The 19,324-nt window shown below is 71.8% G+C and carries 17 protein-coding genes and 1 pseudogene; 11 read left to right on the plus strand and 7 right to left on the minus strand.

From position 1 onward, the window contains the following. Nucleotides 1-172: 172 nt before the first annotated feature. On the plus strand, nucleotides 173-3,394 hold the full coding sequence (locus ACERZO_RS37825; RefSeq protein ID WP_372670727.1) for a tetratricopeptide repeat protein: 3,222 nt from the start codon (nucleotides 173-175) through the stop codon (nucleotides 3,392-3,394). Here the strand turns inward: ACERZO_RS37825 and ACERZO_RS37830 are convergent. Then, the gene (locus ACERZO_RS37830) at nucleotides 3,331-3,555 is read right to left on the minus strand and encodes a hypothetical protein (RefSeq protein WP_372670728.1); all 225 of its coding nucleotides are present in this window, start codon (nucleotides 3,553-3,555) and stop codon (nucleotides 3,331-3,333) included. The genes ACERZO_RS37825 and ACERZO_RS37830 overlap by 64 nt on opposite strands. Continuing rightward, the gene (locus ACERZO_RS37835) at nucleotides 3,552-4,349 is read right to left on the minus strand and encodes a methyltransferase (RefSeq protein WP_372670729.1); all 798 of its coding nucleotides are present in this window, start codon (nucleotides 4,347-4,349) and stop codon (nucleotides 3,552-3,554) included. Before ACERZO_RS37835 ends, ACERZO_RS37830 begins: the two co-directional genes overlap by 4 nt. Nucleotides 4,350-4,377: 28 nt before the next feature. On the opposite strand from ACERZO_RS37835, the gene pdxR reads away from it, so the two are divergent. The 3 genes from pdxR to ACERZO_RS37850 all read left to right on the plus strand — a co-directional run bounded on the left by pdxR (nucleotide 4,378) and on the right by ACERZO_RS37850 (nucleotide 8,686). After that, nucleotides 4,378-5,823 (plus strand): MocR-like pyridoxine biosynthesis transcription factor PdxR, encoded by a 1,446-nt coding sequence (gene pdxR / locus ACERZO_RS37840; RefSeq protein ID WP_372670731.1) that lies wholly within the window; start codon nucleotides 4,378-4,380, stop codon nucleotides 5,821-5,823. 355 nt (nucleotides 5,824-6,178) lie between these two features. Next, entirely contained in the window at nucleotides 6,179-7,948 is a 1,770-nt protein-coding gene (locus tag ACERZO_RS37845) for an MFS transporter (protein ID WP_372670732.1), read from the plus strand. Nucleotides 7,949-8,011: 63 nt separating this feature from the next. Continuing rightward, the gene (locus ACERZO_RS37850) at nucleotides 8,012-8,686 is read left to right on the plus strand and encodes a hypothetical protein (RefSeq protein WP_372670734.1); all 675 of its coding nucleotides are present in this window, start codon (nucleotides 8,012-8,014) and stop codon (nucleotides 8,684-8,686) included. On the opposite strand, the pseudogene ACERZO_RS37855 reads toward ACERZO_RS37850, so the two are convergent. The 3 genes and pseudogenes from ACERZO_RS37855 to ACERZO_RS37865 form a co-directional block, all read right to left on the minus strand. Further along, nucleotides 8,676-9,773: pseudogene (locus ACERZO_RS37855) on the minus strand (acyltransferase family protein). The gene ACERZO_RS37850 and the pseudogene ACERZO_RS37855 sit on opposite strands and share 11 nt — an antisense overlap. 140 nt (nucleotides 9,774-9,913) lie before the next feature. After that, entirely contained in the window at nucleotides 9,914-10,576 is a 663-nt protein-coding gene (locus ACERZO_RS37860) for a peptidylprolyl isomerase (RefSeq protein WP_372670736.1), read from the minus strand. Nucleotides 10,577-10,601: 25 nt separating this feature from the next. Beyond that, nucleotides 10,602-10,859, minus strand: coding sequence for a DUF2631 domain-containing protein (locus ACERZO_RS37865; RefSeq protein WP_372670737.1), 258 nt, complete (start codon nucleotides 10,857-10,859; stop codon nucleotides 10,602-10,604). A 94-nt stretch (nucleotides 10,860-10,953) separates the two neighbouring features. On the opposite strand from ACERZO_RS37865, the gene dxr reads away from it, so the two are divergent. The 3 genes from dxr to ispG all read left to right on the plus strand — a co-directional run bounded on the left by dxr (nucleotide 10,954) and on the right by ispG (nucleotide 14,644). Next, nucleotides 10,954-12,156, plus strand: coding sequence for a 1-deoxy-D-xylulose-5-phosphate reductoisomerase (dxr, locus tag ACERZO_RS37870; RefSeq protein WP_372670739.1), 1,203 nt, complete (start codon nucleotides 10,954-10,956; stop codon nucleotides 12,154-12,156). A 3-nt stretch (nucleotides 12,157-12,159) separates the two neighbouring features. Continuing rightward, the gene (locus tag ACERZO_RS37875) at nucleotides 12,160-13,374 is read left to right on the plus strand and encodes a M50 family metallopeptidase (RefSeq protein WP_372670741.1); all 1,215 of its coding nucleotides are present in this window, start codon (nucleotides 12,160-12,162) and stop codon (nucleotides 13,372-13,374) included. Between the two features lie 118 nt (nucleotides 13,375-13,492). Next, a complete protein-coding gene (gene ispG, locus ACERZO_RS37880) occupies nucleotides 13,493-14,644 on the plus strand; it encodes a flavodoxin-dependent (E)-4-hydroxy-3-methylbut-2-enyl-diphosphate synthase (RefSeq protein ID WP_372670742.1) in 1,152 nt (383 codons plus the stop codon). Between the two features lie 55 nt (nucleotides 14,645-14,699). On the opposite strand, the gene ACERZO_RS37885 is transcribed toward ispG, so the two are convergent. After that, nucleotides 14,700-14,954: a hypothetical protein gene (locus ACERZO_RS37885; RefSeq protein WP_003057586.1), complete on the minus strand. Its 255-nt coding sequence runs from the start codon at nucleotides 14,952-14,954 to the stop codon at nucleotides 14,700-14,702. A gap of 81 nt (nucleotides 14,955-15,035) precedes the next feature. Here ACERZO_RS37885 and ACERZO_RS37890 point away from each other — a divergent pair, with 81 nt between their 5' ends. Together ACERZO_RS37890 and ACERZO_RS37895 are read left to right on the plus strand one after the other, a co-directional pair. Then, nucleotides 15,036-15,839, plus strand: a complete 804-nt coding sequence (locus ACERZO_RS37890) for a helix-turn-helix domain-containing protein (RefSeq protein ID WP_372670745.1) — start codon at nucleotides 15,036-15,038, stop codon at nucleotides 15,837-15,839. Then, nucleotides 15,836-16,228, plus strand: coding sequence for a VOC family protein (locus tag ACERZO_RS37895; RefSeq protein WP_372670746.1), 393 nt, complete (start codon nucleotides 15,836-15,838; stop codon nucleotides 16,226-16,228). The genes ACERZO_RS37890 and ACERZO_RS37895 overlap by 4 nt, the downstream gene beginning before the upstream one ends. Before the next feature lie 58 nt (nucleotides 16,229-16,286). Here ACERZO_RS37895 and ACERZO_RS37900 read toward each other — a convergent pair whose 3' ends face one another. Further along, nucleotides 16,287-16,493 (minus strand): DUF4177 domain-containing protein, encoded by a 207-nt coding sequence (locus ACERZO_RS37900; RefSeq protein WP_372670748.1) that lies wholly within the window; start codon nucleotides 16,491-16,493, stop codon nucleotides 16,287-16,289. Between the two features lie 100 nt (nucleotides 16,494-16,593). Between ACERZO_RS37900 and ACERZO_RS37905 the strand changes: the two genes are divergently transcribed. Beyond that, the gene (locus ACERZO_RS37905) at nucleotides 16,594-17,448 is read left to right on the plus strand and encodes a GNAT family N-acetyltransferase (protein ID WP_372670750.1); all 855 of its coding nucleotides are present in this window, start codon (nucleotides 16,594-16,596) and stop codon (nucleotides 17,446-17,448) included. Nucleotides 17,449-17,509: 61 nt separating this feature from the next. Further along, nucleotides 17,510-19,306, plus strand: a complete 1,797-nt coding sequence (locus ACERZO_RS37910) for a penicillin-binding transpeptidase domain-containing protein (RefSeq protein ID WP_372670752.1) — start codon at nucleotides 17,510-17,512, stop codon at nucleotides 19,304-19,306. Nucleotides 19,307-19,324 lie beyond the last annotated feature (18 nt).

Below are 19,324 nucleotides of genomic sequence, written 5' to 3' on the forward strand. Positions count from 1 at the left end.
CCGGACCCGGAAAGCCTAGGAAACGGTGGTGGACGAACGGCTGTACCGGCCCGCCCCGCCGTCGTCACCCTCGGTACCTGCGGAAACGGTTATCTTCGCCGTTCGGTGGTACATCGGAAGCGGCACGATCGGAATGCTGGAGGGGTACGTTCAGCTGCCGGAGAGGACGCCTGTGGACGAAGGCCTGCCGTTCGCCGGGTGGCTGCGGGAGCGGCGCGTGCTCGCCGGCCTCACCCAGGCCCAGCTGGCCGACCGCGCCGGGTTGAGCCTGCGCGCGGTGCGCAACGCCGAGCTCGGCAGCGTCCGGCGGCCCCGGCCGGAGACCGAACGGCGGTTGCGGGAAGCGCTTGCCGAAGCCCCGCCCGAGCCGGTCCGGATCGGCGTCCTCGGCCCGCTCACCGTGCTGCGCGGCGATTCCCCGGTCGAGATCGGCGCCGAAAAGCAGCGCCTCCTGCTCGCGCTGCTGGCCCTGCAGCCGAACCGGACGGTCCGGCGCGAGGACCTCGTCGACGTCATCTGGGACGAGCCGCCGCCGTCCTGCCTCGACCTGCTCCACACCTACGTCGCCCGGCTGCGGCGCGCGCTGCGGCCCGCCGACCCCATCGCCACCGACAAGGGCGGCTACCGGCTCACCGCCGGTGAGGACGACCTCGACCTCCTGCGCTTCGAAGCGCTCCTGGACGCGGGCGCCTACCGCGAAGCCCTCGAACTCTGGCGCGGCCCGGCGCTCGCCGACGTCGACCGCCTCCGGCAGCACCCCCTCCGGCTGGCCTTGGCGATGAAGCGCGCGAAGACGGTCATGGCGTACGCCGAGATCGCCGACCCCGAGGACGCGTCGGTGCAGCTCCGCTCGCTGACCGCCGAAGAACCCCTCAACGAGTCCGCGCACGCCCGGCTGATGCTGGCGCTCGCCGCGTCCGGCAGGCAGGCGGCCGCCCTGTCGGTGTTCGAGGAGGTCCGGCAGCGCCTGGACGCCGAGCTGGGCATCGGACCCGGGCCGGAGCTGCGCGCCGCCCAGCGGCAGGTGCTGCGGCAGGACTTCCCGCTCCCGCCGTCCCGCGTCCCCGCCCAGCTGCCCGCGGACGTCGCCGGCTTCCGCGGCCGCACCGCGCAGCTGGCGGAGCTGGACGCCGTCGCGGCCGGCGACGGCACGGGCGCACGCATCGCCGTCCTGTCCGGCACCGGCGGCGTCGGCAAGACCGCCCTCGCCGTGCACTGGGCCCAGCGGTCCCTCGCCGAGTTCCCCGACGGCCAGCTCTACCTCGACCTGCACGGCTACGGCACGGTCCGGCCGGTCGAGCCGGGCGACGCGCTGTCGGGGTTCCTGCGCGCCCTCGGCGTCGACGGCGCGGACATCCCCGCCGAGCCCGAAGAGCGCGCGGCGAAGTTCCGCACCGCGCTCACCGGCCGCCGGATGGTGCTGCTGCTGGACAACGCCGGCTCGGTCGGGCAGGTCCGCCCGCTGCTGCCCGGCTCGCCGTCGTGCCTGGTGCTGGTGACCAGCCGCGACGCGCTGCCCGGGCTGGTCGCGCGGCACGGCGCCCGCCGCGTCCTCGTCGACCTGCTCACCGACGCCGAAGCCCTCGACCTGCTGCGCACGCTGCTCGGCGCGCGCGTCGACGCCGAGCCGGACGCGGCCGAGGCGCTGATCGGGTACTCGGCCCGGCTGCCGCTGGCCCTGCGGCTGGTGGCGGAGCTGGCGCTGAGCCGGCCGGGGGAGCGGCTCGCCGCCCTCGCGGAGGAGCTGGCGGACGAACGCCGTCGGCTCGACCTCCTGGATGGCGGTGGCGACCCGCTGACCGCGGTCCGCGCCGTCTTCTCGTGGTCCTACCGGCACCTGGCGCCCGACGCCGCGCGCGTGTTCCGGCTCTGCGGCCTGCACCCGGGCCGCGACCTGACCCCGGCGGCGATCGCCGCGCTCGCCGGCGTCCCCCTGCCGGAGGCGGAACGCCTGGTCGCCGTCCTGGTCCGCGCCCATCTGGCGCAGGAGACCGGCGACGACCGCGTCCAGCAGCACGACCTGCTGCGCGTCTACGCCGCCGAACTCGCCGCGGCGGACGAGACCGAGAGCCACGACGCGCAGGAGCGGCTGTTCGACTTCTACGTCCGCTCGGCCGCGCAGGCCATGGACGCCGTCCTCCCGCAGGAGCGGCACCTGCGCCCCCACGTGCCCGACCCCGACGTCAAGGTGCTCGACGCGCCGGCGTGGCTGGAGGCCGAGCGCCGCAACCTGCTGGCCGTCGCCGCGCACGCGACGCGCCACGGCTGGGCCGACCACCTGCGGCTGCTGTCCGGAATCCTCTGGCACTACCTGGACGTCGGCGGCTACCACGAGGAATCACTGGTGCTGCACACGCACGCGTCGGCGCTCGCCCACGACGCCGGCGACCCGGTGGCCGAGGCCGAGCCGCTCACGTTGATCGGGCTGGGCCACTGGCGCGTCGGCCGGTCCCGGGAAGCGCGCCGGTACCTGGAAGAAGCGCTCGCGCTGGTCCGCGAAACCGGCGACCGCCGCACCGAAATCCACGTCCTCAACACGCTCGGCCTGGTCTGCCGCGCGCTGGGCCGGTTCGCCGAGGCGATCACGTACTCGACCGAAGCGTTGTCACTGGCCCGCAAGAACGGCGACCGCACGAGCGAAGGCCTGGTGCTGGTCGTGCTCGGCTGCTCGTGCCGCGGCATCGGCCGCTACGGCGAGGCGATCGGCTACCTCGAAGAAGCGCGGTCCCTCGCCCGCGACACCGCCGACCGCACCAGCGAGGGCTACGCGCTGGTCAACCTGGGCGACGCGCTGTCGGCGCTGGGCCGGCACGACGAAGCCGCGCGAGCGCTGGAAGAGGGCCTGGAACACTTCCGCGCCATGGGCGTGTGGGTGAGCGAGGGTTACGCGCTCGGCATCCTCGGCGACGTCGAGCACGCCCGAGGCCGCCACGCCGAAGCCGCGGCGCACCTCGAGCGGGCGCTGGAGATCGCGCAGGAGACCGGTAGCCCGACCAACCGCAGCGTCGCGCTGAAGCACCTCGGCGACGTCCGGCTGGCCCAGGGGCGCCACGACGAAGCGGCCCAGCACCTCGAAGAGGCGCTGGGCCTGGCCCGCGAATGCGGCGACCGAGGCGTGGAGTCCCGGGTGCTCAACAGTCTCGGCGCGCTGGCTTCGGCCCGCGGCGTGGCGACGGAAGCGCTCGGGTACCACCGGGAAGCCCTTGCCGTGGCGAAGGAAACGGGCTGCGGTCCCGAGCAGGGCCGGGCCCACTGCGGGCTCGGCGAAGTCCACAGTGGACTCGGCGATCGGGCGGCAGCGCGCGAACACTGGGAACGCGCGCTCGCTTGTTACGCCGGGGAGTGCGTGCCCGGCGCGAAGCGCGTCCGGGACCGGCTGGCCGACCTGGCGTAGTGGCGCTCGTCGGCGATGAGGTCGCCTTCGAGGCGCTGGGCGTCCCGGTCGAAGACGTTCGTGCTGCCCGCCAGGCGGTTGCGCGGGTACGGACGCCCGCGGTACGCGTGGTCGAGCGCCCAGGCGAGCAGGACAACGGCGGCGAGAACGGCGATGATCATGACGCTCCTCCCGGAGTGCGAAGGGCTGTTGCCTTGAAGAACGTGTAATGGAAGGTTCCGTATTCCCTGGTGGTGCGGTAAAGATCGGCGATTCCGCGCGCCCAGCCGGCCGCGTCGATGAGCCCCTCCGCGACGGCGGTTTCGCCGACGCCTTCGACCATCGCGGTGAAGGTGTCGCGGATGAACCCGGCGACGAGGTCCGGCCGCGACGCGTCCGCGTAGACGGTCCGCGGTTCGACTTCAGTTCCGGCGAAACCGGCTTCGGTGAGGAGGGGGTACAGCCGTCGCCCGATGAGCCCGTCGCCGCCGGCGTCGGCCTGCAACCGGACCAGGCAGTCGATCGCGGCCTGGGCGTGTTCGCTGCGCGGGTGGAAGAACGCCGAGCCGTGGTCGCCCTCGATGACGGTGATCGTGCCACCCGGCCGCAGCAGGGTTTTCAGGTGCGCCAGCGCTTTCCCGGGCTCCGGCAGGTGTTCCAGCACGAAGCAGACGAAGAGGTGGTCCCATTCGCCGTCGAGGTCGAAGAGATCGGCGCGGCGGAAGTCGACGCCCGGAACCCGTTGTCTCGCTTGGTCCAGGGAGTCCGCGGAGACGTCGACCGCGGTCAGGTGCGCGTCCGGGCTGCGGGCCACGAGGTGGACGGTCTGGGCGCCGACGCCGCACCCGACCTCCAGCACGCGGCTCCCGGCGGGGTAGGTCGTCCCGGCGTGCAGCAGGTCGGCGAGGGTGTCGGCCTGGTCGCCGAGGCGGCGGGCTTCGGGAGCGGCGTACCCGTGCACGTAAGTGGTGTCCATACGCCCAGCGTGCTGCGACAATGGCTCGATGGACAGAGCCAAAACCCCGCAGCCGGAGGGGTCCATAGGGTCGGACTTCCTCCAGCTCGACGTCCGCGAAGCGCCGCCAGGCGGGCTCGCGGACTGGCTCGCAGGGCAGCTGCGCGCCGCCGTCGCCGACGGCCGGCTCCCGGTCGGCGGCCGGCTGCCCGCGTCCCGGGTGCTGGCGGCCGAGCTGCGCGTGTCGCGCGGGGTGGTCACCGAGGCCTACCAGCGGCTGATCGACGACGGGCACGCGGCGGGCCGAGGCCGCGCGGGCACGGTCGTCGTCGCCGCGCCCGTCCTCCCGCCGGACCCCGCACCCGCGCGGACGCCGGCGAAGGTGATCACGCCGATGCCGGGCGTCGAGGTCTTCGACGCGGTCCGCGCGACCCCGGCCCGGATCGACCTGACCCCGGGCGTGCCGGACCTGACGGCGTTCCCGCGCGCGGCGTGGCTGCGGGCCGAACGCGCGGTCCTGGACGAGCTCGAGCCGGCTCACTTCGGCTACGGCGACCCCCGCGGCGCCCCGGCGATGCGGCTGGCGGTGTCGCACTGGCTGGCGCGCAGCCGCGGCATCCGCGTCGACCCGGGCGAGATCATCGTGGTGGCCGGGGTCGCGCAGGCGTTGACGCTGGTGGGGGAGGTGCTGCGGCAGCACGGTCTGACCGAGATCGCGGTGGAGGACCCGTCTTCGCTGGGCGCGCGCCAGCACCTGCACCACTGCGGCCTGGCGACCCCGCCGGTCCCGGTGGACGAGGACGGCTTGCGCGTCGACGCCCTGCGGTCCCCGGCGGTGCTGCTGACGCCGGCGCACCAGTTCCCGATGGGCGTGGTCCTCGGCGGCGAGCGGCGCCGGGCGCTGATGCGCTGGGTGGCCGCGGGCGGCGTCGTGGTGGAGGACGACTACGACGCGGAGCACCGCTACGACCGCGCGCCGGTGCCCGCGGTCCGGTCGATGGTGCCGGAGGTGTGTTACACGGGGAGCGTTTCGAAGCTGCTGGCGCCGGCGTTGCGAGTGGGCTGGCTGCTGGCGCCGCCGCGGTTCTTCGACGATCTGGTGGCGGCGAAGCGGTTCGCGGACCTGGGCAACCCGGTGCTGGCCCAGCTGGTCCTGGCGCGGCTGATGGAGACCGGCGAGCTGGAGCGTCAGCTGCGGGTGGTCCGGGCGCGGCACCGCCGTCGTCGCGACGCGATGATCCGCTCGGTTGCTTCGGAACTGCCCTCGGCGGTGGTCCACGGCGCGGCGGCGGGACTGCACCTGACGATCACGTTCTCCGCGGGTCTGGACGACGTCGCTTTGGCGGCCGCTGCGCTCGAGGAGGGGGTGAAGGTCCAGCCGTTGTCGTGGCACCGGCAGCTACCCGGGCCGCCGGGGCTGGTGCTGGGCTACGCGGCGCGGACGGCGACGGAGATCGAGGAGGGTATCGAGCTGCTCGGCCGGCTGGTCCGTTGACCTTCCCGGCGGCGGCATGACTTTGCCCAGCCGCTAGGGGGACCCCCGATTTCAACGTTACCGGAGGGCACCGACAATTCCCGGCCCGAGCGGCCGAGTTGTCCACAGCCCGCCGCCCGCCTCTCGCACCCGGCCCGGTCCTGGGCCGGACGTAGTGAATGACTCATTCACGTCGTCCGGCGACATGAATGAGTCATTCACAACATCCGGCGGCCGCCCGGCCAGGTAAAGACTCCACAAAGGACAGTCAGGCGGGTGTGATCATGCTCTCGCAGGCGATTCGCGGACTTGGTTGCCATACGCAAGCAACTTGCTTAGCCTAGCTAAGGGACTTTGCGAGCAGAAGGGTTGCACAGTGGCGGAACGCCGGACGTATTCGATCGCGGAACTGGGGCCGCGGTACAAGTGGATCGCGCTGTCCAACACGACGCTGGGCATGCTGATCGCCACGATCAACTCCTCGATCGTGCTGATCGCGCTGCCCGACATCTTCAAGGGCATCGGCATCAACCCCCTCGAACCGGCCAACACGAGCTACCTGCTGTGGATGATCATGGGCTTCCTCGTGGTCACCGCCGTGCTGGTGGTGAGCTTCGGCCGGCTCGGCGACATGTACGGCCGCGCGAGGATGTACAACCTCGGCTTCGCCGTCTTCACCGTTTCTTCCATCATGCTGGCCGTGACCTGGTTCGACGGCGACGCGGCCGCGTTGTGGCTGATCGGCTGGCGGATCGTGCAGGGCGTCGGCGGCGCCTTCCTGATGGCGAACTCCTCGGCCATCCTCACCGACGCCTTCCCGGCCAACCAGCGCGGCCTCGCGCTCGGCATGAACGGCGTCGCGGCCATCGCCGGCTCGTTCCTCGGCCTGGTCGTCGGCGGCGTGCTCGCCCCGGTCGACTGGAACCTGATCTTCCTCGTGTCGGTGCCGTTCGGCGTGATCGGCACGATCTGGGCGTACCTCAAGCTGCACGACACCGGCGTCCGCAAGCACGCGCGGATGGACTGGTGGGGCAACATCACCTTCGCCGTCGGCCTGATCGCGGTGCTGGTCGGCATCACCTACGGCATCCAGCCCTACGGCACGTCGCAGACCGGCTGGACCAGCCCGATGGTGCTCAGCTGCCTGATCGGCGGCGTCGCCGTGCTGGTCGCGTTCGTGGTCATCGAGACCAGGGTCGACAACCCGCTGTTCCGGCTGTCGCTGTTCCGGATCCGCTCGTTCACCTGGGGCAACATCGCGAACCTGACGGCGTCGCTGGGCCGCGGTGGCCTGCAGTTCATCCTGATCATCTGGCTGCAGGGCATCTGGCTGCCGCAGCACGGCTACACGTTCGAGCAGACGCCGCTGTGGGCGGGCATCTACATGCTCCCGATGACGGTCGGGTTCCTGGTGGCCGCGCCGACGTCGGGCATCCTCGCCGACCGCATCGGCAGCCGCCTGCTGGCCTCCAGCGGCCTGTTCATCACGGCCGTGACGTTCCTGCTGCTGATCATCCTGCCGGTGAACTTCGACTACTGGGCGTTCGCCGCGATCCTGCTGATCAACGGCATCGGCATGGGCATGTTCTCCTCGCCCAACCGCGCCGAGGTGATGAACAGCCTCCCGGCGGACTCGCGCGGCTCCGGCGCGGGCATGATGACGACGTTCCAGAACGCGGCGATGGTCCTGTCGATCGGCTTCTTCTTCAGCCTGATCATCTCAGGCCTGTCCAGCAGCCTCCCGTCGACGATGCACGACGGCCTGGTCGCCCACGGCGTCCCCGAAGGGGCGGCGGCCCAGGTGGCGAACCTCCCGGCGGTGGCGGTGCTGTTCGCGGCGTTCCTGGGCTACAACCCGATCCAGCAGCTGCTGGGCGGCCAGCTGGCGTCGCTGCCGCCGGACCAGGCGTCGTTCCTGACCGGCCGCAGCTTCTTCCCGAACTTGATTTCGGGGCCGTTCCAGTCGGGTCTGGCGGTGGCGTTCGGTTTCGCGATCGCGGTGTGCCTGATCGGCGCGGTGGCGTCGCTGCTGACGAAGGACGCTCGCTCGTCGGGCGGCGAGTCGGTGGGCGAGGAACTGGCCGCCGTGGCGGGCGAGTCGAGCGGCGGGCCGAGCGAATTGGTGTCGCCGTCCGTCGAGCGCTGACGGTAGTTTCGGAGCCGGGTGCCGCATCTGCGCGGCACCCGGCTTTCCTTTCCAGGGGGCGGAATGGCTCGTGAGCACGCCCTCGGCGAGCTGCTGGCCGAGGCCGGCACCCCGGCGTGCGCCCTGGCCCGCGAGGCAATGGCGGCGGGCATTCCGGCCGACGTCTGGGAAGAGGCCCAGCCGGCATCGAGCACGCGGTCGCGCTACGGCCGCCGGGAGTACACCAGCCGCCGGGCCGGCCAGTGCTCGATCGGCTTCGAGGCGGCCTTGCGCGCGCTGGGCGCGTACTCCGGCGAGCTGCTCGCGCGGGCGCATATCGACGACCGCGCGCGGGGCGGCTACTTATTCGAGGTGTTCCTGACTCCGGACTTCGACCGGGTCATCGCCTGCTTCGGCGTCGCGCGGCCCAAGACGTCCTCCGCCTCGGACGCGCCACCCTGGACGCCCTTCGACGAAATCGTGCACAGCCGCACCCTGCAGACCCCGGACAAGGTCGCCGAGCTGCGCGATGGCGGGCTCCCCGATGTGGCGGCGGGCCTGGTCGTGGGCCTGGAACGCACTCTCGCGATGCGCCAGTGGCAGAACTTCCGGCGGCACGCCGAGCTGGTGCCGGCCTTCCCCGCACCCGCGGCGGCGCGTCCCCTGGCCGAGGCGCTGGCCCTGGTTCTGGCCGAGCCCCACCCCAGCGCGCTACTGGTGGCGATCATCGAGGACGCGCTGGCCGCCGTCAGGCCGTGACCAGCTCCGGTTCGGCCACCTCGGCCGCCGGCACCGTCTTCTTCGCCCGGCGCCGCGCGATGATGCGGCGGCCGACGTCGATCATCGGGACCTCGACCCAGCGGTAGAGCAGGTCGGCGGCGAGCAGCCCGACGATCGTCACGGCGACCGCGGTCAGCGTCCGGTGCGGGGCGAACTGCGGGATCGCGCCCGCGAGCGCCACCGCGACGACGCCCTGCATCAGGTACAGCGAGTACGACCGCTCGCCGATGAACCGCATCGGCCGCAGCGCCAGCACCCGGGCCAGCGGCCCGCCGCCGGCGACCAGCGACGGCACCAGCAGCGCCGCGAGCACGATGTAGAGGGTGCCGGTGATCGAGCCGCCCTCGTCGTTCAGCAGCGCGGCGATCTCGCCGAACATGGTCTGGACCGCCACCAGCGCGGCGGCGACCACCAGGCCGACGGCGGGGTGGGTGAACACGCGCAGCGCGGCGAAGCCCTTGCGGTGGTGCAGGACGATCGCCAGCGTGCAGCCGATGAGGATCGGCGAGTACGCGCCGGCGTAGGGCATGAAGGGGATCAGCGCGAGCATGAGGGCGACGAGCCCGAGGGAGAGGCTCAGCCGCTTGACGAACCCGAGCGCGCCGACGCCGAACGCGAGCAGCGGCCAGACGAGGTAGAACTTCTGCTCGACGCCGAGCGTCCAGGCTTGGCCGAAGAGGGCCATCTGGTGGTACTCGCCGAGGAAGGTGAGGTTCCACGGCAGCGCGTCGACGATGCCGCTGTGCCGCAGCCCCATGCCCCGGAAGTACGCGAAGACGACGACCACGCCGATGACGACGTAGTAGACGGGCAGGATCCGGAACGCCCGCCGGATGTAGAACTAGGCCAGCGAGACGCGGCCGTTGCGGGCCTCTTCGCGCAGGGCGAGGGTGGTGATCAGGAACCCGGAGAGGACGAAGAAGAGGTGCACGCCGATCCAGCCGTTGGCACGCACCCAGTTGGGTCCCCCGTAGTGGAAGACGACGACGAGCACGGCGGCGATGGCCCGGACCCCGTCGAGGGCGCCGAATCTTCGGGTCGCCAGGTATTGCTCGTGTGTGATCATCGAGTCCCCCTCACAGGCTGCTCACAGCTGGCTCAATGTAAACGGGCGCAGAGAGCATTCACTCGTTGGGGTGACGTTTCGGACGTTCGGGCTGGTAGCGGCTACCTGGACGTGACGAAAGGGCGACTACGGCCCCGCTGCTACCAGCCGACGGACGCGCGCTTGATCTTCACCGGATGCGCCGGGGCCCCGTCCAACGGCCCGTTCGGGTCGGTCGGGATGATCCCGTCCGCCACCATGTGGTCGAGCGCCTCCATGCCGCGCACCACGCGACCCAGCACCGAATAGTTCGCCGGGATGTTCGCGAACGAATGCACGATGAAGAACTCGGACCCGTTGGTCCCCGGCCCCTGGTTCCCCATCGCGACGGTCCCGCGCGGATACGTCTCCGCCCCGGTGACCTCATCGGGGAACTTGTACCCCGGCCCGCCCTTTTCGACCTCGTAGATGTCCCCGCACTGGAGCACCCCGAGCCGGGACGAGTTCGACAGGCGCCAGCACTGCGAACGGTCGTAGAACCGCTGCAGGATCAGCGAAACCATGTTGTGGACCGCGCACGGAGCCGCCCCGGCGCGGTTCAGCCGCACCGTCACCGGCCCGTAGTTGAAGCGGAACGTCACGTCGACCGTCCCGCGCGTCAAGGCGAACGGCAGCGGACGGACCACCGGCCGCGCCGCGGGGTTGTCGGGCGTCGGCGTGAACTCGCACCGGACCACCGGCGCCGAAGCGGCGGAGGCCGAAGCCGGTGCGACCAGCAGCGCACCCAGAACACCGACGAGAGCCAGACCCCAGCGCAGCTTCATGCCGGGGACGTTAGCGAATGACGAACTACTTGCGCCAGGCCGTGCGCTGCTTGCGGATGTCGAGGACCAGCAGCAGGACCAGGAACAGCGCCAGGCCGACGAGCCACACGTTCTCGGTGTTGTTCTCGTGGTTGCCCTTGATCATCACGAGCAGGATGACCGCGCTGACCCAGCCGGCGATCCGGGTGGCCTTCGGGAACGAGCCGTGCCAGCCCCAGGCCGCCGACGGCTCGTCGCGCGGGTCGACCTCGGGACGCCGCTTCTCGACCGCCTTGCCTGCCACGATGAACTCCTCAAGACCCATGAACCACGGACGCGCCGATGATCCCACACCTCCGGGTGCGCCGCGGAGACGCCCCGCGCGACAATGACCCGCGATGACTACCTCGCGAAGCGTTCTCGTGCTCGGCTCCACCGGGTCCATCGGCGTGCAGGCCCTGGACGTCGCCGCGCGCAACCCGCACCTCTTCCGGGTGGCCGGCATCGCGGCGGGCGGTGCCGATCCCGCCGCCCTCGCCGCGCAGGCGCTCGCCCACGGGGTCGAGGCCGTCGCCGTGACCAAGGCCACCGCCGCCGAAGACGTGCAGCTCGCGCTGTACGCCGAGGCGCAAAAGCGCGGCTACGCCCGAGGTGAGTTCAAGCTCCCGCGCCTCTTCGCGGGCTCCGACGCCGTCACCGAACTGATCGACGCGGTGCCGGTCGACACCGTCCTCAACGCCCTGCCCGGCTCCCGCGGCCTCGAGCCGACGCTCAAAGCCCTCGCCACCGGCGCCACCCTCGCGCTCGCGAACAAGGAGTCGCTCATCGCCGGCGGGCCGCTCGTGCTCGCCGCCGCGAAGCCCGGGCAGCTCGTGCCCGTCGACTCCGAACACTCCGCCATCGCGCAGGCTCTCCGGGCCGGGAAAGAAAACGAAGTCGCCCGGCTCGTCCTCACCGCTTCCGGCGGCCCGTTCCGCGGCCGCAAGCGCGCCGAGCTGGCCGACGTCACCGTCGAGCAGGCCATGGCGCACCCGACCTGGTCGATGGGCCCGCTGATCACGATCAACTCGTCGACCCTCGTCAACAAGGGCCTGGAGCTGATCGAGGCGGCGCTGCTGTTCGGCATCGCGCCCGACAGGATCGACGTCACCGTGCACCCGCAGTCGATCGTGCACTCGATGGTGACCTTCACCGACGGCTCGACGATCGCCCAGGCCAGCCCGCCCGACATGCGCCTGCCGATCGCGCTCGCGCTGCACTGGCCCGACCGCGTGCCCGGCGCCGCCTCCGCCTGCACCTGGGACAAGGCCGCGACCTGGACGTTCGAGCCGCTGGACGACGAGGCCTTCCCGGCTGTCGAGCTCGCCCGGCACTGCGGCACGGTGGGCGGCTGCCTGCCCGCCGTCTACAACGCCGCGAACGAGGAGCTCGTCGCGGCGTTCCTGGCGCAGAACACCGGCTTCACGTCGATAGTGGACACTGTTTCCGAGGTGGTGGGAGCCGCCGACGAGTGGCGTCGCGAACCGCGCGACGTCGAAGACGTTCTCGCCGCCGAGCGCTGGGCTCGCGCGCGGGCCGGTTCGATCATCGAGGGGAAGTAGCGGGTGCTCGCCTACATCATCGGTGTGGTGCTCTTCGCGCTGGGGATCTGCGTCTCCGTCGCACTGCACGAGGCCGGCCACATGGTCACCGCCAAGGCCTTCGGCATGAAGGTCCGCCGCTACTTCGTGGGCTTCGGGCCCACGGTGTTCTCGTGGCGCCGCGGGGAGACCGAATACGGCCTCAAGTGGATCCCCCTCGGCGGGTTCTGCGACATCGCCGGCATGACCGCGCTCGACGAGGTCACGCCGGAGGAGTCGCCGCGCGCGATGTGGCGGTTCAAGACCTGGAAGCGCACCGTCGTGATGTCGGCCGGGTCGATCACCCACTTCATCCTCGGCTTCGTCGTGCTCTACCTGATGGCCGTCACGATGGGCCTGCCCAACCTGGCCCCGACGCAGACCGAGCCGGTGCTGGCCGCGACCTCCTGCGCCCGGTCGACGACGACCGAGGAGCAGGCCAAGGACACCAGCTGCCCGCCGGGCGCGCCGACGCCGGCGAAGACCGCGGGCCTGCAGGTCGGCGACAAGGTCCTTTCGGTCGGCGGCAAGCCGGTCGCGACCTGGGACGAGATGCTCGCCGCCGTCCAGGCCACCAGCGGCCCGACGGCGTTCCAGGTGCTGCGGAACGGCCAGACGCTGGACCTGACCGTCGACGTGCCGAAGGTGCAGCGCTGGACGAGCACCGGGGTCAAGACGGTCGGCATGATCGGCGCCTCGGCGCAGCCGCCCGCGCTGACCACGCAGTACGGCCCGGTCGCCGCCGTCGGCGCCACGTTCAGCTTCACCGGCACGATGTTCGCCGAGACCGCCCAGCGGCTCGTCGAGTTCCCCGAGCGCATCCCGGCCGTTGTCACCGCGATCTTCGGCGGCGAGCGCGACCCGAACACCCCGGTCAGCGTCGTCGGCGCGAGCCGGATCGGCGGCGAGGCCGTCGAACAGGGCATCTGGGTGCTGTTCTTCTTCCTGCTGGCCAGCCTGAACTTCTTCATCGGCGTGTTCAACCTGCTGCCGCTGCTGCCGCTGGACGGCGGGCACATCGCGGTGGTCTGGTACGAGCGCGTCCGCGACTGGATCCGCGGCCTGCGCGGCAAGGCGGCCGGCGGTCCGGTGGACTACACGAAGCTGTCCGGGATCACGATGGTGCTGGTGCTCATCGGCGGCGCGGTCACGCTACTCACGGTGACCGCGGACATCGTCAACCCGATCCGCCTGCAGTAGCGGCCGGCCACGGAGGGGTTCCGGCCCCTCCGTGACCCGGCACACGGGCCGTAATGCTGCTCACCGTGACGGTTGACATGGTGAAGGTGGCCCGGTCGGGGTAGGTACGCTGGAAGCCGTGACCGTCGCACTCGGTATGCCAGCCCTGCCCCCGCCCGTCCTCTCCGAGCGCCGCAAGACCCGCCAGCTCCACGTGGGCCCGGTCGGCGTCGGCAGCGACTTCCCGATCTCCGTCCAGTCGATGACGACGACGCTCACCTCCGACGTCAACGCGACCCTGCAGCAGATCGCCGAGCTGACCGCCGCGGGCTGCGACATCGTCCGCGTGGCGTGCCCGTCGGCCGACGACGCCGAGGCGCTGCCGGCGATCGCGCGCAAGTCGCAGATCCCGGTCATCGCCGACATCCACTTCCAGCCGAAGTACGTCTTCGCGGCGATCGAGGCCGGCTGCGCGGCGGTGCGCGTGAACCCGGGCAACATCCGGAAGTTCGACGACCAGGTCAAGGAGATCGCGCAGGCCGCGAAGGACCACGGCACGCCGATCCGGATCGGCGTCAACGCGGGTTCGCTGGACAAGCGGATCATGGACAAGTACGGCAAGGCGACGCCGGAAGCACTGGCCGAGTCGGCGCTGTGGGAGGCGTCGCTGTTCGCCGAGCACGACTTCCACGACATCAAGATCTCCGTGAAGCACAACGACCCGGTGGTCATGGTGCGCGCGTACGAGCTCCTCGCCGAGCAGTGCGACTACCCGCTGCACCTCGGCGTCACCGAGGCGGGCCCGGCGTTCCAGGGCACGATCAAGTCGGCCGTCGCGTTCGGCGCGCTGCTGCGTCAGGGCATCGGCGACACGATCCGCGTCTCGCTTTCCGCGCCGCCGGTCGAAGAGGTCAAGGTCGGCATCCAGATCCTGCAGTCGCTGAACCTCAAGCAGCGCAAGCTGGAGATCGTGTCGTGCCCGTCGTGCGGGCGCGCGCAGGTGGACGTCTACACGCTGGCCGAGCAGGTCACCGCCGGGCTCGAGGGCATGGAGATCCCGCTGCGCGTGGCCGTCATGGGCTGCGTCGTGAACGGTCCGGGCGAGGCCCGCGAGGCCGACCTGGGTGTCGCGTCGGGCAACGGCAAGGGCCAGATCTTCGTGAAGGGCGAGGTCATCAAGACCGTGCCCGAGCACGCGATCGTCGAGACGCTCATCGAAGAGGCCATGCGCATCGCCGAAGAGGCGGGCGACACCCTCGGCGAGGGCGCGCCGGTCGTCACCGCCGGCTGAGTTCTTCCGCTGAAGCCCTCCTCACCGCGAAGATGAGGAGGGCTTCAGCGCGTCTTCAGCCCTGCAGGTGGTGCTGGGCGGCATCGCGGATCTGCAGCCGGACGTTCTCCAGCGCGGCGGCGACCTCGTCGATCTGCTGGGACGCGAGCTGGATCGCGCCCTGGATCGCCGTCGCGGTCGACGTCTCCCCGAGCAGGCCGAGCACCTGCGCCTGCAGGTCTTCGAGGTCGCTCTTGGTGGCGAGCGCGATGCCGGTGGGCACCTGGTCGGCGAGCAGCTCCAGCTGCTGCGCCTGCTCCTGGATCGTCATCGGGGTTCCTTCCGCTCCTGCGGTCGCCCCTCCGTGTTAGCAGAAACGGAACTGTCGGTGGTGACGTTTACGCTGGCATTCGTGAGCGTGACCTGGGCCATCCACCAGCCGCACCCGGTGGTGCGGCCCCTGGTCACGCGCTATGTCGGGTACGCGCAGAGCGAGGTGACGCTGCCGGTCCACCGCGGGCTGCCGTCCCGGCATGTGACGCTCGTCATCAGCCTTGCCGGGCCGGTGCGGATGGCCGGGTACAGCCTGCAGGCGCTGGTCGGCGGCCTGCACACGAGCGCGGTGCTGATCCGGCAGGACCGCGTGCAGGAGGGCCTGCAGCTGGAGCTGGACCCGCTGGGCGTGCGCACGCTGTTCGGCGTCACGGCGGCGGAGCTGAGCGGCGAAGTCGTCGACCTGGCGGAGTTCGGCCTGGGCTCGTTGCCGGATCGGCTGCGGGAGCTGCCGTGGCCCGAGCGGTTCGCGCTGCTCGACGACGTCCTGGCCGCCCGGGCCGTCGAACCGGTGGCGCCGCCGCCCGAGCTGGGGGAGGCGTGGCGCCGGATGCGGGGTGCGGACGGGCAGGTGCGCGTCACGGACCTGGCGGGCGAGGTCGGCTGGAGCCGTCGCCACCTGGGGGAGAGGTTCCGGGCGGAGCTGGGCCTGGCGCCGAAGCAGGTGGCGCGGGTCCTGCGGTTCGAGCGGGCCGGCCGGCTGCTGCGTCAGGGGTGCACGGACCTGGCGGGGCTGGCCGTCGAGTGCGGCTACTACGACCAGGCTCACCTGAGCAACGAGTGGCGCGCGCTGGCGGGGTGCACGCCGGGGACGTGGATCGCCGAGGAGCTCCCGTTCCTCCAAGACGAGGAGGTGGCGGCGGGGCAAGACTCCCGGGCATGACTCCTGAACCGAACGTGTGGCCCGCTCTCCGCTACGACGACGCCCCGGCGGCGGTCCGTTTCCTCGTCGACGTGCTCGGCTTCACCGAGACGCTGGTCGTGTCCGAAGGCGACTTGATCGCGCACGCCGAGCTGCGCTGGCCCGAGGGCGGCGCGGTGATGCTGGGCAGCGTCCGCGGGCCGGACGGCGTCCACGACGCGATGAAGCCCGGCACCGGCGCGGTGTACGTGGTGTCGGACAAGGTGGACGAGATCCACGACCGCGTGCGGGCGGCCGGTGCGGAGATCACGGCCGCGCTGACCGACACCGAGTACGGCTCGCACACCTTCAGCCTCCGCGACCCCGAAGGCAACTCCTGGACGATCGGCACCTACCGCGGCGCGCCCTGAACGACGTGAATGACTCATTCAGGTCGCCGGACGACATGAATGAGTCATTCACGTCATCTCAGGCCACCGGCTTCTCGAACGTCACCAGCAGCCCGTCGACCCCGCCGGGCCCGACCCGGCCCTTGACCTCCGCCGACGTGATCGCCTTCAGCTGCCACCCGTCCTCGGCGTGGTCGTTCAGCAGCTTCTCCAGCTTGCCGCCCGACATCTTCCCGCCGATCATCTTCTCCCGGACCTCGACGACCTTGTACGTATAACGCTGCATACGCCCGATTCTGCCCCCGGAGCCCGAACCGGGCCGTTCATCTCACCGTGTCGACGGCCTCGCGTTCCGTTTACCGGCCGGATCTGGCACCCTGGAGCCCGTGTTGCGGCTTGCAGGTGCACGGCTGCTCGATGATCGGGACTATCCGGCGGTCCGTGCCGCGCTCGCCGCCGACCCGGTGGGCAGCTGCATGGTCAGCGCCCGGGTCGAGGCCGCGGGCCTCGACCCGTGGCGGCTCGGTGGCGAGCTCTGGGCCGCCGACAGCCGGCCGGTTCGCGCCGGGCGGCTCCAAGGGCTGTGCTTTTCCGGGCCCAACCTCATCCCGCTGCGGGGCAACGCCCCCGCGTTGCGCTCCTTCGCCGACCGCGCCCTCCGCCGTCAGCGCACCTGCTCTTCGCTCGTCGGCCCGGCCGAGCAGGTCCTCGGCCTGTGGGACGAGCTCGAAGGCGAGTGGGGCCCGGCCCGCGAGGTCCGGGACGACCAGCCGCTCATGGCGCTCGACACGCAGCCGCTGGTGAAGGCCGACCCGCTGGTCCGCCCGGTCCGGCCGGACGAGCTCGAGCGCTACCTGCCCGCGGCCGTCGCGATGTTCATCGAGGAGGTCGGCGTCGACCCGCGCAGCGGCGACGGCGGCGCCAGCTACCGCGCCCGCGTCACCGAGCTCATCGGCGCCGGGCGCGCCTTCGCCCGCTTCGAGAACGGCGAAGTCGTCTTCAAGGCCGAGATCGGCGCCATGTCGGCGACCGTCGGGCAGATCCAGGGCGTCTGGGTGCACCCCGACCGCCGCGGCGACGGCCTCGGCACCGCGGGCACCGCCGCGGTCGTCAACCGGCTCGTCCGCGGCTTGGGCCGCACCGCCAGCCTGTACGTCAACGCCTTCAACAGCCCCGCCCTCGCCGCCTACCGCAAGATCGGCTTCAAGCAGGTCGGCCAGTACGCGACGGTGCTGTTCTAACCACTCTTCCGTGGCGGTGTTTCGAGCCCGCCGCAGGCCGCTGACCAGGCATCATCCGGCCATGAGCGCACGTCGACACCGTGCCATCGCGGCGCTGCTGCTGCTCCTCGCCGCGACCACGGCCGGGTGCTCGGGCGACGGTCCCGAGGACGCCCTGTCCGCCTTCCTCGACGCCGTCGCGGCCGGCGACGTCGCCGCCGCCGCCGCGAACACCGACTCGCCCGACGCGGCCACGACCGTGCTTACCCAGGTCCGCGGCGTGCTCGAACCCGAGGCCCTCGACGTCGACGACGAAGAGGTGAAGGAGCCGGCGAACGGCGACACCGTCACGGCGAGCTACCAGCTCACCTGGCACCTCGCCCAGGGCCGCACCTGGACCTACCGCGCCGACGCCCAGCTGCGCGCGGCCGAGAACGGCTGGCAGGTGCACTGGCAGCCGACGGTCGTGCACCCGCAGCTGGCCGTCGGCCAGACGCTCGGCCTGCTGCCGCAGCTGCCCGAGACCGCGCCGGTCCTCGACCGCGACGGCGTGCCGCTGATGCGCCCGCAGACCGTCATCGGCGTGGTCGTCGACCCGCAGAAGACGGGCAACGCGAGCGCCGTCGCGGGCTCGCTCGCGAAGGCGCTGCACCGCTACGAGCCGTCGGTCACCGGACGCTCGGTGCTGGACGGCATGAGCAAGACCAAGCCCGGGGACGCCTACTCGGTGATCACCCTGCGCGCCGGGGACTACCAGCGCGTCAAGCCGGTGATCTACGACCTGCCCGGCGTCCGGTTCGCCAGCCAGGAACGGCTGCTGCCGGTCACGCGCGGGTCCGGGCAGCAGGTCCTGCCCGGCATCCGCGCGCTGGTCGAGCAGCAGCTGGCCGGGGCGGCCGGCTGGCGGATCGTCACCCGGGACGTCACCGGCGGCGAGGTCTCCGAGCTGAAGGCCGAGCCGCCGCGCCCCTCGCCCGCGGTCACCAGCACGCTCAGCTCGAAGGTCCAGGCCGCCGCCGAGAAGGCCCTGGACACCGAGCAGTACCCCGCCGCGCTGGTGGCGATCCAGCCGTCGACCGGGGACATCCTCGCCGTCGCGCAGAACGACGCCGCGAACGACGAAGGCTCGCTGGCCCTGGCCGGGCGCTTCCCGCCGGGGTCGACGTTCAAGATCGTCACGGCGGCGGCCGCGCTCTCGGCGGGTGACGTCGAGGCCGGCAGCGCCGTCGACTGCCCCGGCACGACGACGGTCGAAAACCGCGTGATCCCGAACGAAGGCCGGTTCGACCTCGGGCGCGTCCCGCTGAAGACGGCGTTCGCGCGCTCGTGCAACACGACCTTCGCCCGGCTCGCCGCCGGGCTGCCGTCCTCGGCGCTCACCGACACCGCCCGCTCGTTCGGCATCGGCGCGGACTTCGTGGTCCCCGGCCTGACCACGGTCACCGGCGCCGTCCCGCCCAGCGACTCGGCCGTCCAACGCGCGGAAAACGGCTTCGGCCAGGGCACGGTGGTGACCAGCCCGTTCGGCCTGGCGCTGGCCGCGGCCACCGTCCAGGCGGGGAAGGTGCCGACGCCGTCGATCGTGAAGGGCATGCCCGCGACCACGAAGAACGTCGGCGACGCGCCTTCCCAGGACGTGCTCGACGCGCTGCGCGAGATGATGCGCGAGGTCGTCACCAACGGCACCGCGACCGGGCTGCGGGACCTGCCCGACGTCGCCGGCAAGACCGGCACCGCCCAGTTCGGCGACGGCTCGCAGTCGCACGGCTGGTTCGTCGGCTACCGCGGCGACCTGGCGTTCGCCGTGCTGCTCACCGAGGCCGGGTCGTCGAAACCGGCGGTCCAGGCCGCACACCGGTTCCTGGCGGGGATCGGCTGAACGGACCGTCGTAAAGTG

This window comes from Amycolatopsis kentuckyensis, from assembly GCF_041679295.1.
GTDB classification, from domain to species: domain Bacteria; phylum Actinomycetota; class Actinomycetes; order Mycobacteriales; family Pseudonocardiaceae; genus Amycolatopsis; species Amycolatopsis kentuckyensis_A.

What these genes read in the sequence shown, in the direction of transcription:
- ACERZO_RS37835 (WP_372670729.1), bottom strand. Translation starts at nt 4,349, where the DNA reads ATGGACACCACTTACGTGCACGGGTACGCCGCTCCCGAAGCCCGCCGC.
- ACERZO_RS37850 (WP_372670734.1), top strand. Translation starts at nt 8,012, where the DNA reads ATGGCTCGTGAGCACGCCCTCGGCGAGCTGCTGGCCGAGGCCGGCACC.
- ACERZO_RS37900 (WP_372670748.1), bottom strand. Translation starts at nt 16,493, where the DNA reads ATGCAGCGTTATACGTACAAGGTCGTCGAGGTCCGGGAGAAGATGATC.
- ACERZO_RS37895 (WP_372670746.1), top strand. Translation starts at nt 15,836, where the DNA reads ATGACTCCTGAACCGAACGTGTGGCCCGCTCTCCGCTACGACGACGCC.
- pdxR (WP_372670731.1), top strand. Translation starts at nt 4,378, where the DNA reads ATGGACAGAGCCAAAACCCCGCAGCCGGAGGGGTCCATAGGGTCGGAC.
- ACERZO_RS37885 (WP_003057586.1), bottom strand. Translation starts at nt 14,954, where the DNA reads ATGACGATCCAGGAGCAGGCGCAGCAGCTGGAGCTGCTCGCCGACCAG.
- ACERZO_RS37830 (WP_372670728.1), bottom strand. Translation starts at nt 3,555, where the DNA reads ATGATCATCGCCGTTCTCGCCGCCGTTGTCCTGCTCGCCTGGGCGCTC.
- ACERZO_RS37910 (WP_372670752.1), top strand. Translation starts at nt 17,510, where the DNA reads ATGAGCGCACGTCGACACCGTGCCATCGCGGCGCTGCTGCTGCTCCTC.
- dxr (WP_372670739.1), top strand. Translation starts at nt 10,954, where the DNA reads ATGACTACCTCGCGAAGCGTTCTCGTGCTCGGCTCCACCGGGTCCATC.
- ACERZO_RS37860 (WP_372670736.1), bottom strand. Translation starts at nt 10,576, where the DNA reads ATGAAGCTGCGCTGGGGTCTGGCTCTCGTCGGTGTTCTGGGTGCGCTG.